The organism is Azospirillum sp. Sh1 (assembly GCF_008365135.1).
Taxonomy (GTDB): Bacteria; Pseudomonadota; Alphaproteobacteria; order Azospirillales; family Azospirillaceae; genus Azospirillum; species Azospirillum oryzae.
This window is the reverse complement of sequence record NZ_VTTK01000027.1, coordinates 17,194-30,078: the sequence shown is the minus strand read 5'-3', so window position 1 is coordinate 30,078 and position 12,885 is coordinate 17,194. Positions and strand designations below refer to the sequence as shown.

General features: G+C 67.7%; 9 protein-coding genes. 5 read left to right on the top strand and 4 right to left on the bottom strand.

Going from position 1 to position 12,885, the window contains the following annotated elements; all coding sequences use genetic code 11:
- Positions 1-7 precede the first annotated feature (7 nt).
- The 3 genes from FZ029_RS23080 to FZ029_RS23065 all read left to right on the top strand — a co-directional run bounded on the left by FZ029_RS23080 (position 8) and on the right by FZ029_RS23065 (position 4,654).
- Positions 8-1,771: an ABC transporter substrate-binding protein gene (locus FZ029_RS23080; protein WP_211104194.1), complete on the top strand. Its 1,764-nt coding sequence runs from the start codon at positions 8-10 to the stop codon at positions 1,769-1,771.
- 284 nt (positions 1,772-2,055) lie between these two features.
- Positions 2,056-3,549, top strand: coding sequence for a glycerol kinase GlpK (gene glpK, locus FZ029_RS23075; RefSeq protein WP_149272105.1), 1,494 nt, complete (start codon positions 2,056-2,058; stop codon positions 3,547-3,549).
- 589 nt (positions 3,550-4,138) lie between these two features.
- Entirely contained in the window at positions 4,139-4,654 is a 516-nt protein-coding gene (locus tag FZ029_RS23065) for a DNA-binding protein (protein ID WP_149272103.1), read from the top strand.
- A 42-nt stretch (positions 4,655-4,696) separates the two neighbouring features.
- On the opposite strand, the gene FZ029_RS23060 is transcribed toward FZ029_RS23065, so the two are convergent.
- Positions 4,697-6,322, bottom strand: a complete 1,626-nt coding sequence (locus FZ029_RS23060) for a 3-(methylthio)propionyl-CoA ligase (RefSeq protein ID WP_149272102.1) — start codon at positions 6,320-6,322, stop codon at positions 4,697-4,699.
- Entirely contained in the window at positions 6,307-6,768 is a 462-nt protein-coding gene (locus FZ029_RS23055; RefSeq protein ID WP_149272101.1) for a MerR family DNA-binding transcriptional regulator, read from the bottom strand. Before FZ029_RS23055 ends, FZ029_RS23060 begins: the two co-directional genes overlap by 16 nt.
- 205 nt (positions 6,769-6,973) lie before the next feature.
- Here FZ029_RS23055 and FZ029_RS23050 point away from each other — a divergent pair, with 205 nt between their 5' ends.
- Positions 6,974-8,674, top strand: coding sequence for a glycosyltransferase family 39 protein (locus FZ029_RS23050; protein WP_188052022.1), 1,701 nt, complete (start codon positions 6,974-6,976; stop codon positions 8,672-8,674).
- A 34-nt stretch (positions 8,675-8,708) separates the two neighbouring features.
- Here the strand turns inward: FZ029_RS23050 and FZ029_RS23045 are convergent, their stop codons facing one another.
- Positions 8,709-10,091 carry a sigma-54 dependent transcriptional regulator gene (locus tag FZ029_RS23045; protein WP_149272099.1) on the bottom strand — a complete coding sequence of 461 codons (1,383 nt, stop codon included), beginning with the start codon at positions 10,089-10,091 and terminating at the stop codon, positions 8,709-8,711.
- 7 nt (positions 10,092-10,098) lie between these two features.
- On the bottom strand, positions 10,099-11,889 hold the full coding sequence (locus FZ029_RS23040) for an ATP-binding protein (protein WP_149272098.1): 1,791 nt from the start codon (positions 11,887-11,889) through the stop codon (positions 10,099-10,101).
- Between the two features lie 304 nt (positions 11,890-12,193).
- Between FZ029_RS23040 and FZ029_RS23035 the strand changes: the two genes are divergently transcribed.
- Positions 12,194-12,814, top strand: coding sequence for a class I SAM-dependent methyltransferase (locus FZ029_RS23035; protein WP_149272097.1), 621 nt, complete (start codon positions 12,194-12,196; stop codon positions 12,812-12,814).
- Positions 12,815-12,885: the final 71 nt, after the last annotated feature.

The window sequence follows — 12,885 nt, the reverse complement described above, 5'->3', positions numbered from 1 at the left end:
AGGAAGCATGCTTCAGCACCAGACTCTGCGGCACCGCCTGACCGGGGCCGTGATGGCCGGCGGCATCGGCGTTCTGCTGGCGATGGCCTCTGCGGCCCCGTCCGCCGCCATGACGCCGGACCAGGAAGCCGTCGCCAAGCGCATCATCGAAGAACTCCAGCCCTCCACGCTCTCCAAGGACGAGCAGATGAAGGAGCTGGAATGGTTCGTGAAGGCGGCCGAGCCCTTCAAGGGCATGGAGATCAACGTCGTCTCCGAGACGCTGACGACGCACGAGTTCGAATCGAAGACGCTTGCCAAGCTGTTCAGCGAGCTGACCGGCATCAAGCTGAAGCACGACCTGATCCAGGAAGGCGACGTCATCGAGAAGCTGCAGACGCAGATGCAGTCGGGCCGCAATGTCTATGACGCCTACGTCAACGACAGCGACCTGATCGGCACCCACGTCCGCTATGGTCAGGCCGTCGCCCTGTCCGACTTCATGGCCGGCGAGGGCAAGGACGTCACCCTGCCGACGCTGGACGTGAAGGACTTCATCGGCACCAGCTTCACCACCGGTCCGGACGGCAAGCTCTACCAGCTGCCCGACCAGCAGTTCGCCAACCTCTACTGGTTCCGCGCCGACTGGTTCGCCCGTCCGGACCTGAAGGAGAAGTTCAAGGCCAAGTACGGCTATGATCTCGGCGTGCCGCTCGACTGGTCGGCCTACGAGGACATCGCCGACTTCTTCACCAACGACGTGAAGGAGATCGACGGCGTCCGCGTCTACGGCCACATGGATTACGGCAAGAAGGACCCGTCGCTCGGCTGGCGCTTCACCGATGCCTGGCTGTCGATGGCCGGCGCCGGCGACAAGGGCCTGCCGAACGGCAAGCCGGTGGACGAATGGGGCATCCGCGTCGAGGGCTGCCGCCCGGCCGGCGCCTCGGTCAAGCGCGGCGGCGACACCAACGGCCCGGCCGCCGTCTATTCGCTGACCAAGTACATCGACTGGCTGAAGAAGTATGCGCCGCCGGAAGCCGCCGGCATGACCTTCTCCGAAGCCGGCCCGGTGCCGGCCCAGGGTGCGGTCGCCCAGCAGATCTTCTGGTACACCGCCTTCACCGCCGACATGACCAAGAAGGGCCTGCCGGTCGTCAACGAGGATGGTTCGCCGAAGTGGCGCATGGCCCCCTCGCCGCATGGCCCGTACTGGGAAGAGGGCATGAAGCTGGGCTACCAGGACGTCGGCTCCTGGACGCTGCTGAAGTCCACGCCGCTGGAACGCCGCAAGGCCGCCTGGCTCTATGCCCAGTTCACCGTGTCGAAGACCGCGTCGCTGAAGAAGACGCTGGTCGGCCTGACGCCGATCCGCGAAAGCGACATCCAGTCCGAGGCGATGACCAAGGTCGCGCCGCAGCTGGGTGGTCTGGTCGAGTTCTACCGCAGCCCGGCCCGCGTCGCCTGGACGCCGACCGGCACCAACGTGCCGGACTATCCGAAGCTGGCCCCGCTGTGGTGGCAGAACATCGCCGAAGCCGTCACGGGTGAGCGCACCCCGCAGCAGGCGATGGACAATCTGGCCGACCAGATGGAGCAGGTCATGGCCCGCATGGAGCGTGCCAAGATCGGCGGTGAGTGCGCCCCGCAACTGAACAAGCCGGAGGACGCCAAGGTCTGGTTCGACAAGCCGGGCGCGCCGAAGCCGAAGCTGGCCAACGAGAAGCCGAAGGGCGAGACCGTTGCCTACGACGACCTGCTGAAGGCCTGGAAGGAAGGCCGCGCCCGCTGATCCGGGTTGCGGTGACGGGTTCGCCCCTCCGGTATCCATCCTGGTTGCGCCGGAGGTGACCCTGGGGCGGCGGCCATTCGATTGAACGACCGCCGCCCTTTTTTCCCTCTCCCGCCCCGGGAGAGGGAAGGGGCCCAAGCGAAGCTTGGGAAGGGTGAGGGGTGATACCAGGGTGTGAAATCCATGTCCGGATCACCCCTCACCCTCCCGCCTTCGGCGGGTCCCTCCCTCTCCCGGGACGGGAGAGGGTATATAAGCCCAAGAAAACACGAGGGAACGCTTCCATGAGCAAGGCCGGCCATATCCTCGCCATCGACCAGGGCACCACCTCGTCGCGGGCGATCCTGTTCGATGGCAGGGGGACTCCGCTGGCCGAGGCGCGGCGCGAGTTTCCTCAGCATTACCCCGGCGACGGTTGGGTGGAGCATGACCCGGCCGACATCCTGCGCGACATCCGCACCGTGGCGCGCGAGGCGGTGGAGAAGGCCGGCGTCGATGCCGCGTCCATCGCCGCCATCGGCATCACCAACCAGCGCGAGACCGCCGTGGTGTGGGAGCGCGCCACCGGCGAGCCGATCCACCGCGCCATCGTCTGGCAGGACCGCCGCACCGCGCCGCTCTGCCACGATCTGGTCGCCGCCGGCCATGCCGAGCTGGTGCGCTCCAAGACCGGCCTGCTGATCGACGCCTATTTCTCCGCCACCAAGATCGCCTGGATCCTCGACCATGTGCCGGGCGCCCGTGCGCGGGCCGAACGCGGCGAACTGTGCTTCGGCACCATCGACAGTTTCCTGATCTATCACCTGACCGGACGCCGGGTGCATGCGACCGACGCGACCAACGCCTCGCGCACCATGCTGTTCGACATCCACACCCAGGATTGGGACGACGAACTGCTGGCGCTGTTCCGGGTGCCGCGCGCCATGCTGCCGCGCGTGCTGGACAGCTCCGACGATTTCGGCGCCACCGAGCCGGAACTGCTCGGCCGGCCGGTCCCCATCGCGGGTGTTGCCGGTGACCAGCAGGCGGCGGCCTTCGGGCAGGCCTGCCTGACGCCGGGCATGGCGAAATCGACCTACGGAACCGGCTGCTTCGCGCTGATCAACACCGGGGAGACGCCGGTGGTGTCGAAGAACCGGCTGCTGACCACCGTCGCCTATCGGCTGAACGGCAAGACATCCTACGCGCAGGAAGGCTCGATCTTCGTGGCGGGCGCGGCGATCAAGTGGCTGCGTGATGGCATCGGCATCATCACCCACGCCAGCCAGACCGACGACATGGCGACCCGCGTGCCCGACAGCCACGGCGTCTATTTCGTCCCGGCCTTCGTCGGACTGGGCGCCCCGCACTGGGATTCGGATGCCCGCGCCGCGATCTTCGGCATGACGCTGGATGTCGGCCCCGCCCATATCGCCCGCGCGGCGCTGGAGGCGGTCGCCTTTCAGACCCGCGACCTGATGGAGGCGATGGCCGGCGATTGGGGCGGCACCATCAACGCGCTGCGCATCGACGGCGGCATGGCGGCCAACGACTGGCTCTGCCAGTTCCTGGCCGACCTGCTGAACATGCCGGTCGAACGGCCGAAGGTGATCGAGACCACGGCGCTGGGTGCCGCCTGCCTCGCGGCGCTGCGGGTCGGTGTGTTCGACGGTTTGGACTCGGTGTCCGACGCCTGGCGCAGCGAGCGTCGGTTCGAACCGCGGATGGAGCAGGGCAAGCGCGACCGCCTCTATGGCGGCTGGCGCGACGCCGTGGCGCGGGTGCGGTCGGAGCGCTGAAACAGCCTCGATGGCGTGAAATTGCTGAGAGTGTGGCGCAGACGAACAAGTCGACTCTTTCGTCAGCCTGTAGATTGACCTTGGTTGCGCGCTCCTCCCTCGGGTGCGTCGTCCTCGCCACTCCCGCGGGGACACTGGGCCGGACGGTTCATGCCGTCCGGCCCGTTTTCTTTTTCCGGCATCACTGCAATGCCATCCACTTGCATGGTGATCGCCGGCATGAAATGAGAGAACAGGGGCGGCGTGTAAACAACCTGGTTGTCTGTTGACAACTATTGGACCTGTCCCATAATCATATGCTGGAGATGGGCGTGCCGCGGAACAGGCATCCGAAGAAGGAAATCGAGGAGGCCGTCCTCTATGCGGAGCACCGGGGCTGGACGTGGCAGAAGGGCCATGGACACTGCTGGGGTCTGCTTCGCTGTCCGGAGAACGAGGCCGACTGCCGGTGCGGAGAGTTCTGCCAAATCTCGGTCTGGAGTACACCACGGGTGCCGGAGAACGAGGCGCGCAAGATTCGCCGGGCGGTCGATGGCTGTGTCTATGCGGGTGGCCCGAAAGCAGGCAAGCCCTAAGGAGTGGGTGCGAGATGTGGGAATTCGTCCTGAAATTCCGCCTGCCGCCCGGCCGGGAGGAGCCAACGGTGTGGTTGGACGCCCTGTTCGAGGCCGGCTGCGATGACGCCACCATCGGCGTGGGGCGACATGGGTCCATCGCGCTGGACTTCTCGCGAGAGTCGGCCACCGCCGACTTGGCGGTTCGCTCCGCCATCGCCGATGTGCTGACGGCTATTCCCGGCGCGCAGTTGACCGAGATCGCGCCCGATCTGGTCAACCTCGCCGATCTGGCTGAGATCGTCGGCTGTTCGCGCCAAAACATCCGGAAATATGCCGCCGGCGAGATCAGGGCGGTGGCGACCGCCTTCCCCGATCCGGTCTATACCGGCAATCCCAGCCTGTGGCGTCTGGCCGAGGTTCTGATCTGGTTCGACCGCAACACTGACCTCCACCCTTCCCCAAGGTCGGTCGAGCTTGCTCGCATCGCATCGGAAATCGGTGCCGACATCCAGCGGCGGCGGCTTGCCGAATTGATCGCTGCCGAATGAACGCGGCGGGGACGGAAGAAGACCGCCCCCGGCCCTGTTCGGTCACACCCCGTCCGGGCTGGTCAGCATGTGGCGGATCTCGCTTTTCAGCAGCTTGCCGGTGGCGGTGTGCGGCAGGCTGTCGACGAAGCGGACGTCGTCGGGGATGCACCATTTCGCCACCTTGCCGTCGAAGACCGCCAGCAGCTCCTCACGGGTCAGGGTGGAGTCCGGCTTGCGGACGACGACCAGCATCGGGCGTTCGCCCCATTTCTCGTCGGGAACCGCGACGGCGGCGGCTTCCTGCACGCCGGGATGGCCGACGGCGATGTTCTCCAGGTCGATGGAGCTGATCCATTCGCCACCGGACTTGATGACGTCCTTGGTGCGGTCGACGATCTGGACATAGCCGTCGGCGTCCATCGTCACCACGTCGCCGGTCTCGAACCAGCCCGGCACCGTCTGGTGGGCGGGGCTTTCCGTCACGCCGAAATAGCCGGAGCAGACGGTGGGCCCGCGCACCAGCAGCCGGCCGAAGCTGGTGCCGTCGCGGGCCACGTCGTTGCCCGACCCGTCGACCACGCGGAACTGCACGCCGCAGATCGGCCGACCCTGCTTGGAGGCGAGCGCCAGCGCCGCGTCGGCGTCCAGCCCACGATGCTTGCCCTTCGGCATGTTGGCGAGGCCGAGCGGGCTGGTCTCCGTCATGCCCCAGGCATGCAGGACCTCCACCCCCATCTCCTGGAAGCGCTGGATCATCACCGGCGGACAGGCGGAACCGCCGATGGCGATGCGGCGCATGGTCGTAAGCTTCTTCTTGTTGGCGTCCAGCCAGTTCAGCAGGGCCAGCCACACGGTCGGCACGCCGGCGGTGTTGGTGACCTTTTCGGCCTCGAACAGCTCGTACAGGCTGGCGCCGTCCAGCTTGCCGCCGGGAAAGACCAGCTTGGCGCCGACCATCGGCGCGGCATAGGGCACGCCCCAGGCGTTGACGTGGAACATCGGCACCACCGGCAGCACGACTTCCACCGCCGACAGGCCGAACACGTCCGGCATGCAGGCGGCCATGGCATGCAGGTAGGAGGAGCGGTGGCTGTACAGCACGCCCTTCGGGTTGCCGGTGGTGCCGGAGGTGTAGCACATGCCGCAGGCGGTGTTCTCGTCCAGCTCCGGCCACTCGAAGCCGTCGGGCTGCTCGGCCAGCAGATCCTCGTAGCACAGCAGGTTGGGCAGGCTGGAGGCCGGCATGTTGGCCCGGTCGGTCATCACGACGATGCCCTTCAGCCCGGTCAGCTCCTGGGCGATGCCCTCCAGCAGCGGCACGAAGGTGAGGTCGGTGAACAGCAGCCGGTCTTCGGCGTGGTTGACGATGTAGGCGATCTGTTCCGGGAACAGGCGCGGATTGATGGTGTGGCAGACCATGCCCGAGCCGCCGATGCCGTAATAGCATTCCAGATGGCGGTAGCCGTTCCAGGCCAGCGTGCCGATGCGGTCGCCCGGCTGCATCCCCAGCGCCGCCAGCGCGTTGGCCAGCTTCTGGGCGCGGACCCAGGCGTCGGCGTAGGTGTAGCGGTGGATCGGCCCCTCCGTGGTGCGCGACACGATTTCGGTGTCGGCATGGTAGAGTGCCGCGTGACGCAGGATCGACGTCACCAGCAGCGGGCCATTCATCATCATTCCGCGCAGCATCGTTTCACTCCCGGTTCATTTCTCTTCTGTGTGGGCACGGTCTGCATTGGGTCGTCGTCGGGTAGGCAGGCGGCCAGCCGCCGTTCGGCATCGGCCTCCATCGTCTTCAGCTCGAGGATCACCTCGGCGATTTCCGACTGCATGCGCTCAAGCTCGGTCAGGCGGGCGCGGATCTTGCGCAGGCCGTCGCGGTATTGCCCGGCGCTGGGCCGGCCGGAGCGGTAATGGGCAAGGTATTCGGCGATCTGTTCCAGCGAGAAGCCGACCCGCCGGAATTTGAGAATCAGCATCAGCCGGGCACGGTCGCGGTAGGTGAACACCCGCCGCCCCCCGGCCCGTTGCGGCGCCAGCAGTCCCTTTTCCTCGTAAAAGCGCAACGCCTGCGGCGTGAGGTCGAACTCCGCCGCCAGCTCCGTCACGCCATACACCCGATCCCGTTCGGTCATGGACAATCCCCTGCGCCAATGATTTCGCCATGGGCACAGGGGGGAAGTCAACGTCAATCAGCTAAAGCGCACTTTATGCCGCGTCGTGAGGAGCGTCCGCGCATCCACGGTCATGTCAGAGATTTCACATGACAAGCCGCGATGCCCGATGCTTTCTGCAGTTCGGCCAGGGGTGGCTTGCGGACGGGAAGCGGGGGAGCCGGGCGTGCGAGGGAAAAGCAGCGTTTTGCGCCGGCTGATCGGCGAGCCGTGGGATCTTGCCGCGGCGTTGGGATTGCTGGCCCTGATCGTGCTGGTCGCCGTCACCTTCCGGCAATACGGCATCTCCAACGACGAGGAGGTGCAGCATGTCTACGGCGCCAAGCTGATCGACTGGTACGGCAGCGGCTTCACCGACGATTCGGCTTTCACCTACAAGAACCTCTATCTCTATGGCGGGCTGTTCGACATGGCGGCGGTGGTGCTGGCGCCGCTGCTGCCCTTCGACCCCTATGAGACGCGGCACCTGCTGTGCGCTCTGATCGGGGTGGCGGGGATCGCGGTGGTCTGGGGTGTCGGCCGCCGGGTTGCCGGGCCGCGGGCCGGGTTCCTGGCCGGGGCGCTGCTGGCGCTGTGCGGTCCCTGGTATGGCGGGCTGTTCAACCACACCAAGGACGTGCCCTTCGCCGTGTTGATGATGGCGGCGGTGGCGATGCTGATCCGGTTGGTCGGGCAGATGCCGCGGCCGCGCTGGGCGACGGTGCTGGGATTCGGCGCCGTCGTCGGGCTGGCGCTGGGCATCCGGGTCGGGGCTCTGCTGGTGGCCGGCTATGCGGCGGCGGCGCTGGCGGGCTGGGTGGTGGTGGGCGGAATCTCCGCCGCCCGGCTGCGCGACGCCGGCCGGGGGGCCTTGCGGCTTTTGCCGGCGCTGCCGGTCGCCTATGGGCTGATGGCGGTCTTCTGGCCCTGGGCGGTGCTGGAGCCGCTGAACCCGCTGCGGGCGCTGGCCGACTTCTCGCATTTCCATTATCCGATCCGCACCATGCTGGGCGGCACCGAATATTGGATGTACGAGGTGCCGCGCAGCTATCTGGTCTGGTATCTCGGGGTCAAGCTGCCGCTGGTGATGCTGGGCGGGGCGGCGCTGGGGCTGCTGGTATTGCCGGCAATGATGTATCGCGACCGGCTGGCGGGTGACGACGGTCGGGTCCGCGCGGTCGGCTGCGGGCTGGTGGGGCTGGCGGCGCTGTTCCCGATCGCCTGGTTCACCGTCACCCATGCGCCGGGCTATACGGCGATCCGCCATTTCCTGTTCGTGCTGCCGCCGCTGGCGGTACTGGGCGGCATCGGGCTGGACCGGCTGCTCGGCTGGGCCGGGGCCTGGCGGTTCGGCGTGTCGCAGCGGACCGGACGGGGGCTGTCGGCGGCGGCGCTGGCCGGTGTCGCGCTGGCGCTGGTGCTGGGCCGCGAGGCGACGGTCCTGGAGTCGCTGCATCCGGACGAATATGTCTATTTCAACGAGCTGGTCGGCGGCGTCGCCGGCGCGGTGCGCAAGTACGATGTCGATTACTGGGTCAACAGCCTGCCGGAAGCGGTCGAGGATCTGTCGGACGTGATCGCCGCCGAGGAGGCGCGCACCCACCATCACAAGACCTACAGCGTCGCCGTCTGCGCCGAGCCGCTGGCGTTTGAAAAGCTGGCGCCGGCCAACATGCGCTGGGTCACCGACTGGCACAAGGCGGACTTCTTCATCGCGCCGACGCAGGAGGATTGCGACGAACTGATGGCCGGCCCGACGGTGGCGGAGGTCGAACGCGACGGCGCCCTGCTGGCCGTGGTGAAGGACCTGCGCAAGCCGGCGGAACCGGCGGAAACAACCGTCGAAATGGCCCGCCTGCGCACCGGCCGCCACGTGCGGCATTGGTGACGCCGCCCCAGGCGGCATTGGTGATCGCCTGCCGTTATCCCTTGGGCAGGAAGCGGGTGCGGTCCAGCCCGTGGCGGGCCATCTTCTCGTTCAGGGTGCGGCGCGGGATGTCCAGCAGGTCCATCACCGACTTGATGTCGCCCTTGCAGCGGTCCAGCGCCTGTTCGATCACCCGCTTCTCGAAGGCGTCGACCTGATCGGCGAGCGCCCGCGGGGTTACCGCCGCCTCACCGCCGATGGGACGGCGGCGCAGCAGGCCGGCGACGCCGCTGCGCCCGACCGACAGGACATGGCGTTCGGCCAGATTGCGCAGTTCCCGCACATTGCCGGGCCAGTCATGGGCCAGCAGCGCGTCGATGTCGGCAGGGTCCAGCGGGCGCGGCTCGCGGCCATGGCGGGTGGCGAACTCCGCGGTGAAATAGTCGAACAGCAGCGGAATGTCCTCCACCCGCGTCCGCAACGGCGGGATGTGCAGCTCCGCCACGTTGAGGCGGTAATAGAGGTCGGCGCGGAACCGCCCTTCCTCGCTGAGGTCGAGCAGGTCGATTTTGGTCGCCGCCACCAGTCGCAGATCGACCGGAACCTGTTTGTTGGAGCCCAGCCGTTCGATGGTGCGTTCCTGCAGGGCACGCAGCAGCTTGACCTGGATGGCCAGCGGCATGCTCTCGATCTCGTCGAGGAACAGGGTGCCGCCGCTGGAATGTTCCAGCTTGCCGGCGCGGCGCTGGGTGGCGCCGGTGAAGGCGCCGGGTTCATGCCCGAACAGCTCGCTCTCCGCCATGCTGTCGGGGATGGCGCCGCAATTGACGGCGACGAAGGCGCCCTTTGCTCCCCTGGGTCCGAAATCATGCAGGCAGCGGGCGACCAGCTCCTTCCCCGTGCCGGTCTCGCCATGGATCAGCACGCTGGCGCTGGTGGCGGCGAGGTCGATCAGGTCGCGCCGCAGCTCGGCGATGGCGGGGGAAGTGCCGATCAGCTTCGATTCGATCCCGCCGCCGCCGGCCCGGCGGCGCAGGCCGCGGTTCTCCAGCACCAGACGGCGCTTCTCCGCCGCGCGGCGGATGACTGCGACCAGATGGTCGGGTTCGAAGGGCTTTTCGATGAAGTCGTAGGCGCCGCGCCGCATCGCCTCCACCGCCAGAGCAACGTCGCCATGGCCGGTCACCAGGATCACCGGAAGGTCGGCGTCACGCTCCAGCGCCCGTTCCAGAACCGCCATGCCGTCCATCCGCGGCATCCGCACGTCGGTGACCAGCACGCCGGGAAAGTCGGGCGCCAGCAGGTCGAGCGCCGGCTGCGGCGTCTCGAAGCCCTGCGCGGCAAAGCCGGCCAACTGCAGCCACTGCGTCACCGATACGCGCATCGCCAGCTCGTCGTCGATGAACAGGACGGGGGTGGCGTCGGGATCGGTCTTCATTCGGCCCTCATTGAGCGTCCGGCAGTTGGATGACGAAACAGGCGCCGCCGTCGGGGTTGTTCTCCGCCCGCAGCGTGCCGCCGAAATCCCGCACGATGCCATAGGACAGCGACAGCCCCAGGCCAAGCCCCTGTCCGACCTCCTTGGTGGTGAAGAAGGGGTCGAACAGTTGGAACTGGTGCGCCTCGGCGATGCCGGTCCCGGTGTCGCGGATGCGGATCTCCCAGCCTTGCACAGTGCGGACGGCGGACAGGGTCAGGCGCCGCTCGTCGCACTCGGCCATGGCGTCGGCGGCGTTGCGCAGCAGGTTGACGAAGACCTGTTCCAGCCGCACCGCGTCGCCGCGCACGCGGGCGTCGGGCGGAATGCTCTGCTCCACCTGCACCTCCTCCTCGCGCAGGCGTGGCGCCAGCAGGGCCATCGCGCGGTCCATGGCGCGGGCGACCGGCACCGCCTCCACCCGCGCCGGACCCTTGCGGGCGAAGTCCTTCAGATGGCCGGAAAGCACCGCCATCCGTTCCGCCAGATCGCCGATCATGGCGAGGTTGTCGCGGACCATCGTCGTCTCTCCCCGCTCCGCCAGCAGCCGGGTGGAGGCGACGAAGGTGCGGATGGCGGCCAACGGCTGGTTGATCTCGTGCGCGAGCGCGGCCGACATCTGGCCAAGCGCCGCCAGCTTGCCGGCCTGCACCAGCTCCTCCTGCGCCTCGCGCAGGACGCGGTTGGCGGTCAGCAGTTCGGCGGTGCGCTCCTCCACCCGGCGTTCCAGCGTCACCCGCGCCTCGTGCTGGAGCCGCAGGGTCTGGCGCCGCTGCCAGCCCAGCGCCAGGGCGGCGGCCAGCAGCAGGATGCCCATCGCGGTCAGCACGGCGGCACCCGCCGCCTGCGCCTTCACCGGCTCCAGATCCGACAGGAAGCGGATGGTCCAGCCGAATTCCGGCAGGGGAAGTTCCTGCATCAGGTAGGCGTGGCGGGCGCCGTGTGCGAGCGGATCGGGCAGGCTGACTTGCCGGGCGCCGTTTTCTGCCGGCGGGCCGTCGCGCAGGCCAAGCGGGACCGGATCGCTGCGGTCATATTGGCGGGTCTGCGCCAGCCGGGCCTTCACCGCGTCGGGCAGCGGACGCAAGGCGTGGTATTTCCAGTCGGCGTGGCTGGACAGGAAGACGATGCCGTTCTCGTCGGTGACCAGCACCCGCTCGCCACCGGCTGTCCAGTCGCGCTGCAGCGGTTCCAGGTCGATCTTGACCACGGCGACGCCGATCAGTGCCTCCCCCCGATGCACGGCGTGCGACAGGAAATAGCCGGGCAGGCCGGTGGTGACGCCGATGCCGAAGTAACGGCCGCTGCCGGACTCGACCGCCTGACGGAAATAGGGGCGGAAATCATAGGTCTGGCCGACGAAGCTCTGCGCCGGATCGGCCCAGTTGCTGGCCGCCAGCGCGAGGCCCGAACGGTCCACCACATAGAGCGCAGCCGATCCCGCCGCCGCGTTCGCCGTCTCCAGCCGGCGGTTCACCGCGTCGCGCCGCGTCTCCGACGGGGCATCGAGCAGGTCCAGCACCTCATGGTCGCGGGCGACCAGAAAGGGGAGGTAGTCGTAGCGGCCGACCGCGTTGCGGATGCTGCTGGCATAGAGCCCCAGCCGCTGGTCGCCGTTCAGGGTCAGCGCCGCCCGCGCCTCCGCCTCCGCCCACCGATAGGCACCCCAGCAGGCCAGCGCCGTCACCGCGGCCAGCGCCGCGACAAGGATCGCCAGCCGGCGGTGGCGCAGCGAACGGAATGAGACGGGGTCGGCCATGGCCTGTCTATGGGACCGCCGGGGCGATGCTGTCCAGCGCCTTTTGCCGCCGCCGGGAGGGCCGGTAAAGCCGCCAAGTTTCTTGAATGAACGTCCAATCAAAAATATCGAGGATTCGTGAGAATGCAAATCAACCAAATGGATATGACAAATGAACGGCTCCGCCAGCGGTGACATTGGCCAGCTTCTGTTGTTTGCGTCACTTTCATGGCATGCAAAAGGCGGGTATGGTGCGCCGCTGCCGGCTTGGGCTCGACCTTGCGGCACATGCAGGCAATGGGATCGAAACGGGGGAGACAGGATCATGGACGCCGAATCCATTCGCGCCGCTTATCGCCGCTATGCCGGATTCTACGACCGGGTGTTCGGCGTGCTGCTGGCCTCCGGCCGGCACGCGGCGGTGGAGTGGCTGAACCGCCGCGGCGGCCTGCGCATCCTGGAGGTCGGCGTCGGCACCGGCCTGTCGCTGTCCGACTACCGCAAGGACAACCGCGTCGTCGGCATCGACCTGTCCACCGACATGCTGAAGGTGGCGCAGGAGAGGGTTGCGCGCGAGAAGCTGGACCATGTCGAAGGGCTGCTGGAGATGGATGCCGGCAAGCTGGCCTTCGCCGACGGCAGCTTCGACGTGGTGGTCGCCATGTATGTGATGACCGTCGTCCCCGACCCCCAGGGCACGATGGCGGAACTGGAGCGCGTCTGCAAACCGGGCGGCGACATCGTCATCGTCAACCATTTCGCCGCCCCGCGCCCCGGCGTCCGCCGCGCGGTGGAGGGCTGGCTGTCGCCGCTTTCGAAGAAGCTCGGCTGGCGGCCCGACTTCACGCTGGATGCGATGATGGCCGGCTCGCGGCTGGCGGTGGAGAGCATCCGCACCCTGCCGCCCTTCGGGCTGTTCAGCCTGTTGCATTGCCGGCGGGGGTAGGAGCGGTTCGTCGTGCGTGACCGCGTCCGCCGCCAACTGTAGCTTCATGGTTGGCGATCGGATTCACGCTC

Excerpts from the sequence above, each read along its gene's own strand:
- FZ029_RS23080 (WP_211104194.1), top strand. The coding sequence starts at position 8 with ATGCTTCAGCACCAGACTCTGCGGCACCGCCTGACCGGGGCCGTGATG.
- glpK (WP_149272105.1), top strand. The coding sequence starts at position 2,056 with ATGAGCAAGGCCGGCCATATCCTCGCCATCGACCAGGGCACCACCTCG.
- FZ029_RS23065 (WP_149272103.1), top strand. The coding sequence starts at position 4,139 with ATGTGGGAATTCGTCCTGAAATTCCGCCTGCCGCCCGGCCGGGAGGAG.
- FZ029_RS23060 (WP_149272102.1), bottom strand. The coding sequence starts at position 6,322 with ATGCTGCGCGGAATGATGATGAATGGCCCGCTGCTGGTGACGTCGATC.
- FZ029_RS23055 (WP_149272101.1), bottom strand. The coding sequence starts at position 6,768 with ATGACCGAACGGGATCGGGTGTATGGCGTGACGGAGCTGGCGGCGGAG.
- FZ029_RS23045 (WP_149272099.1), bottom strand. The coding sequence starts at position 10,091 with ATGAAGACCGATCCCGACGCCACCCCCGTCCTGTTCATCGACGACGAG.
- FZ029_RS23040 (WP_149272098.1), bottom strand. The coding sequence starts at position 11,889 with ATGGCCGACCCCGTCTCATTCCGTTCGCTGCGCCACCGCCGGCTGGCG.
- FZ029_RS23035 (WP_149272097.1), top strand. The coding sequence starts at position 12,194 with ATGGACGCCGAATCCATTCGCGCCGCTTATCGCCGCTATGCCGGATTC.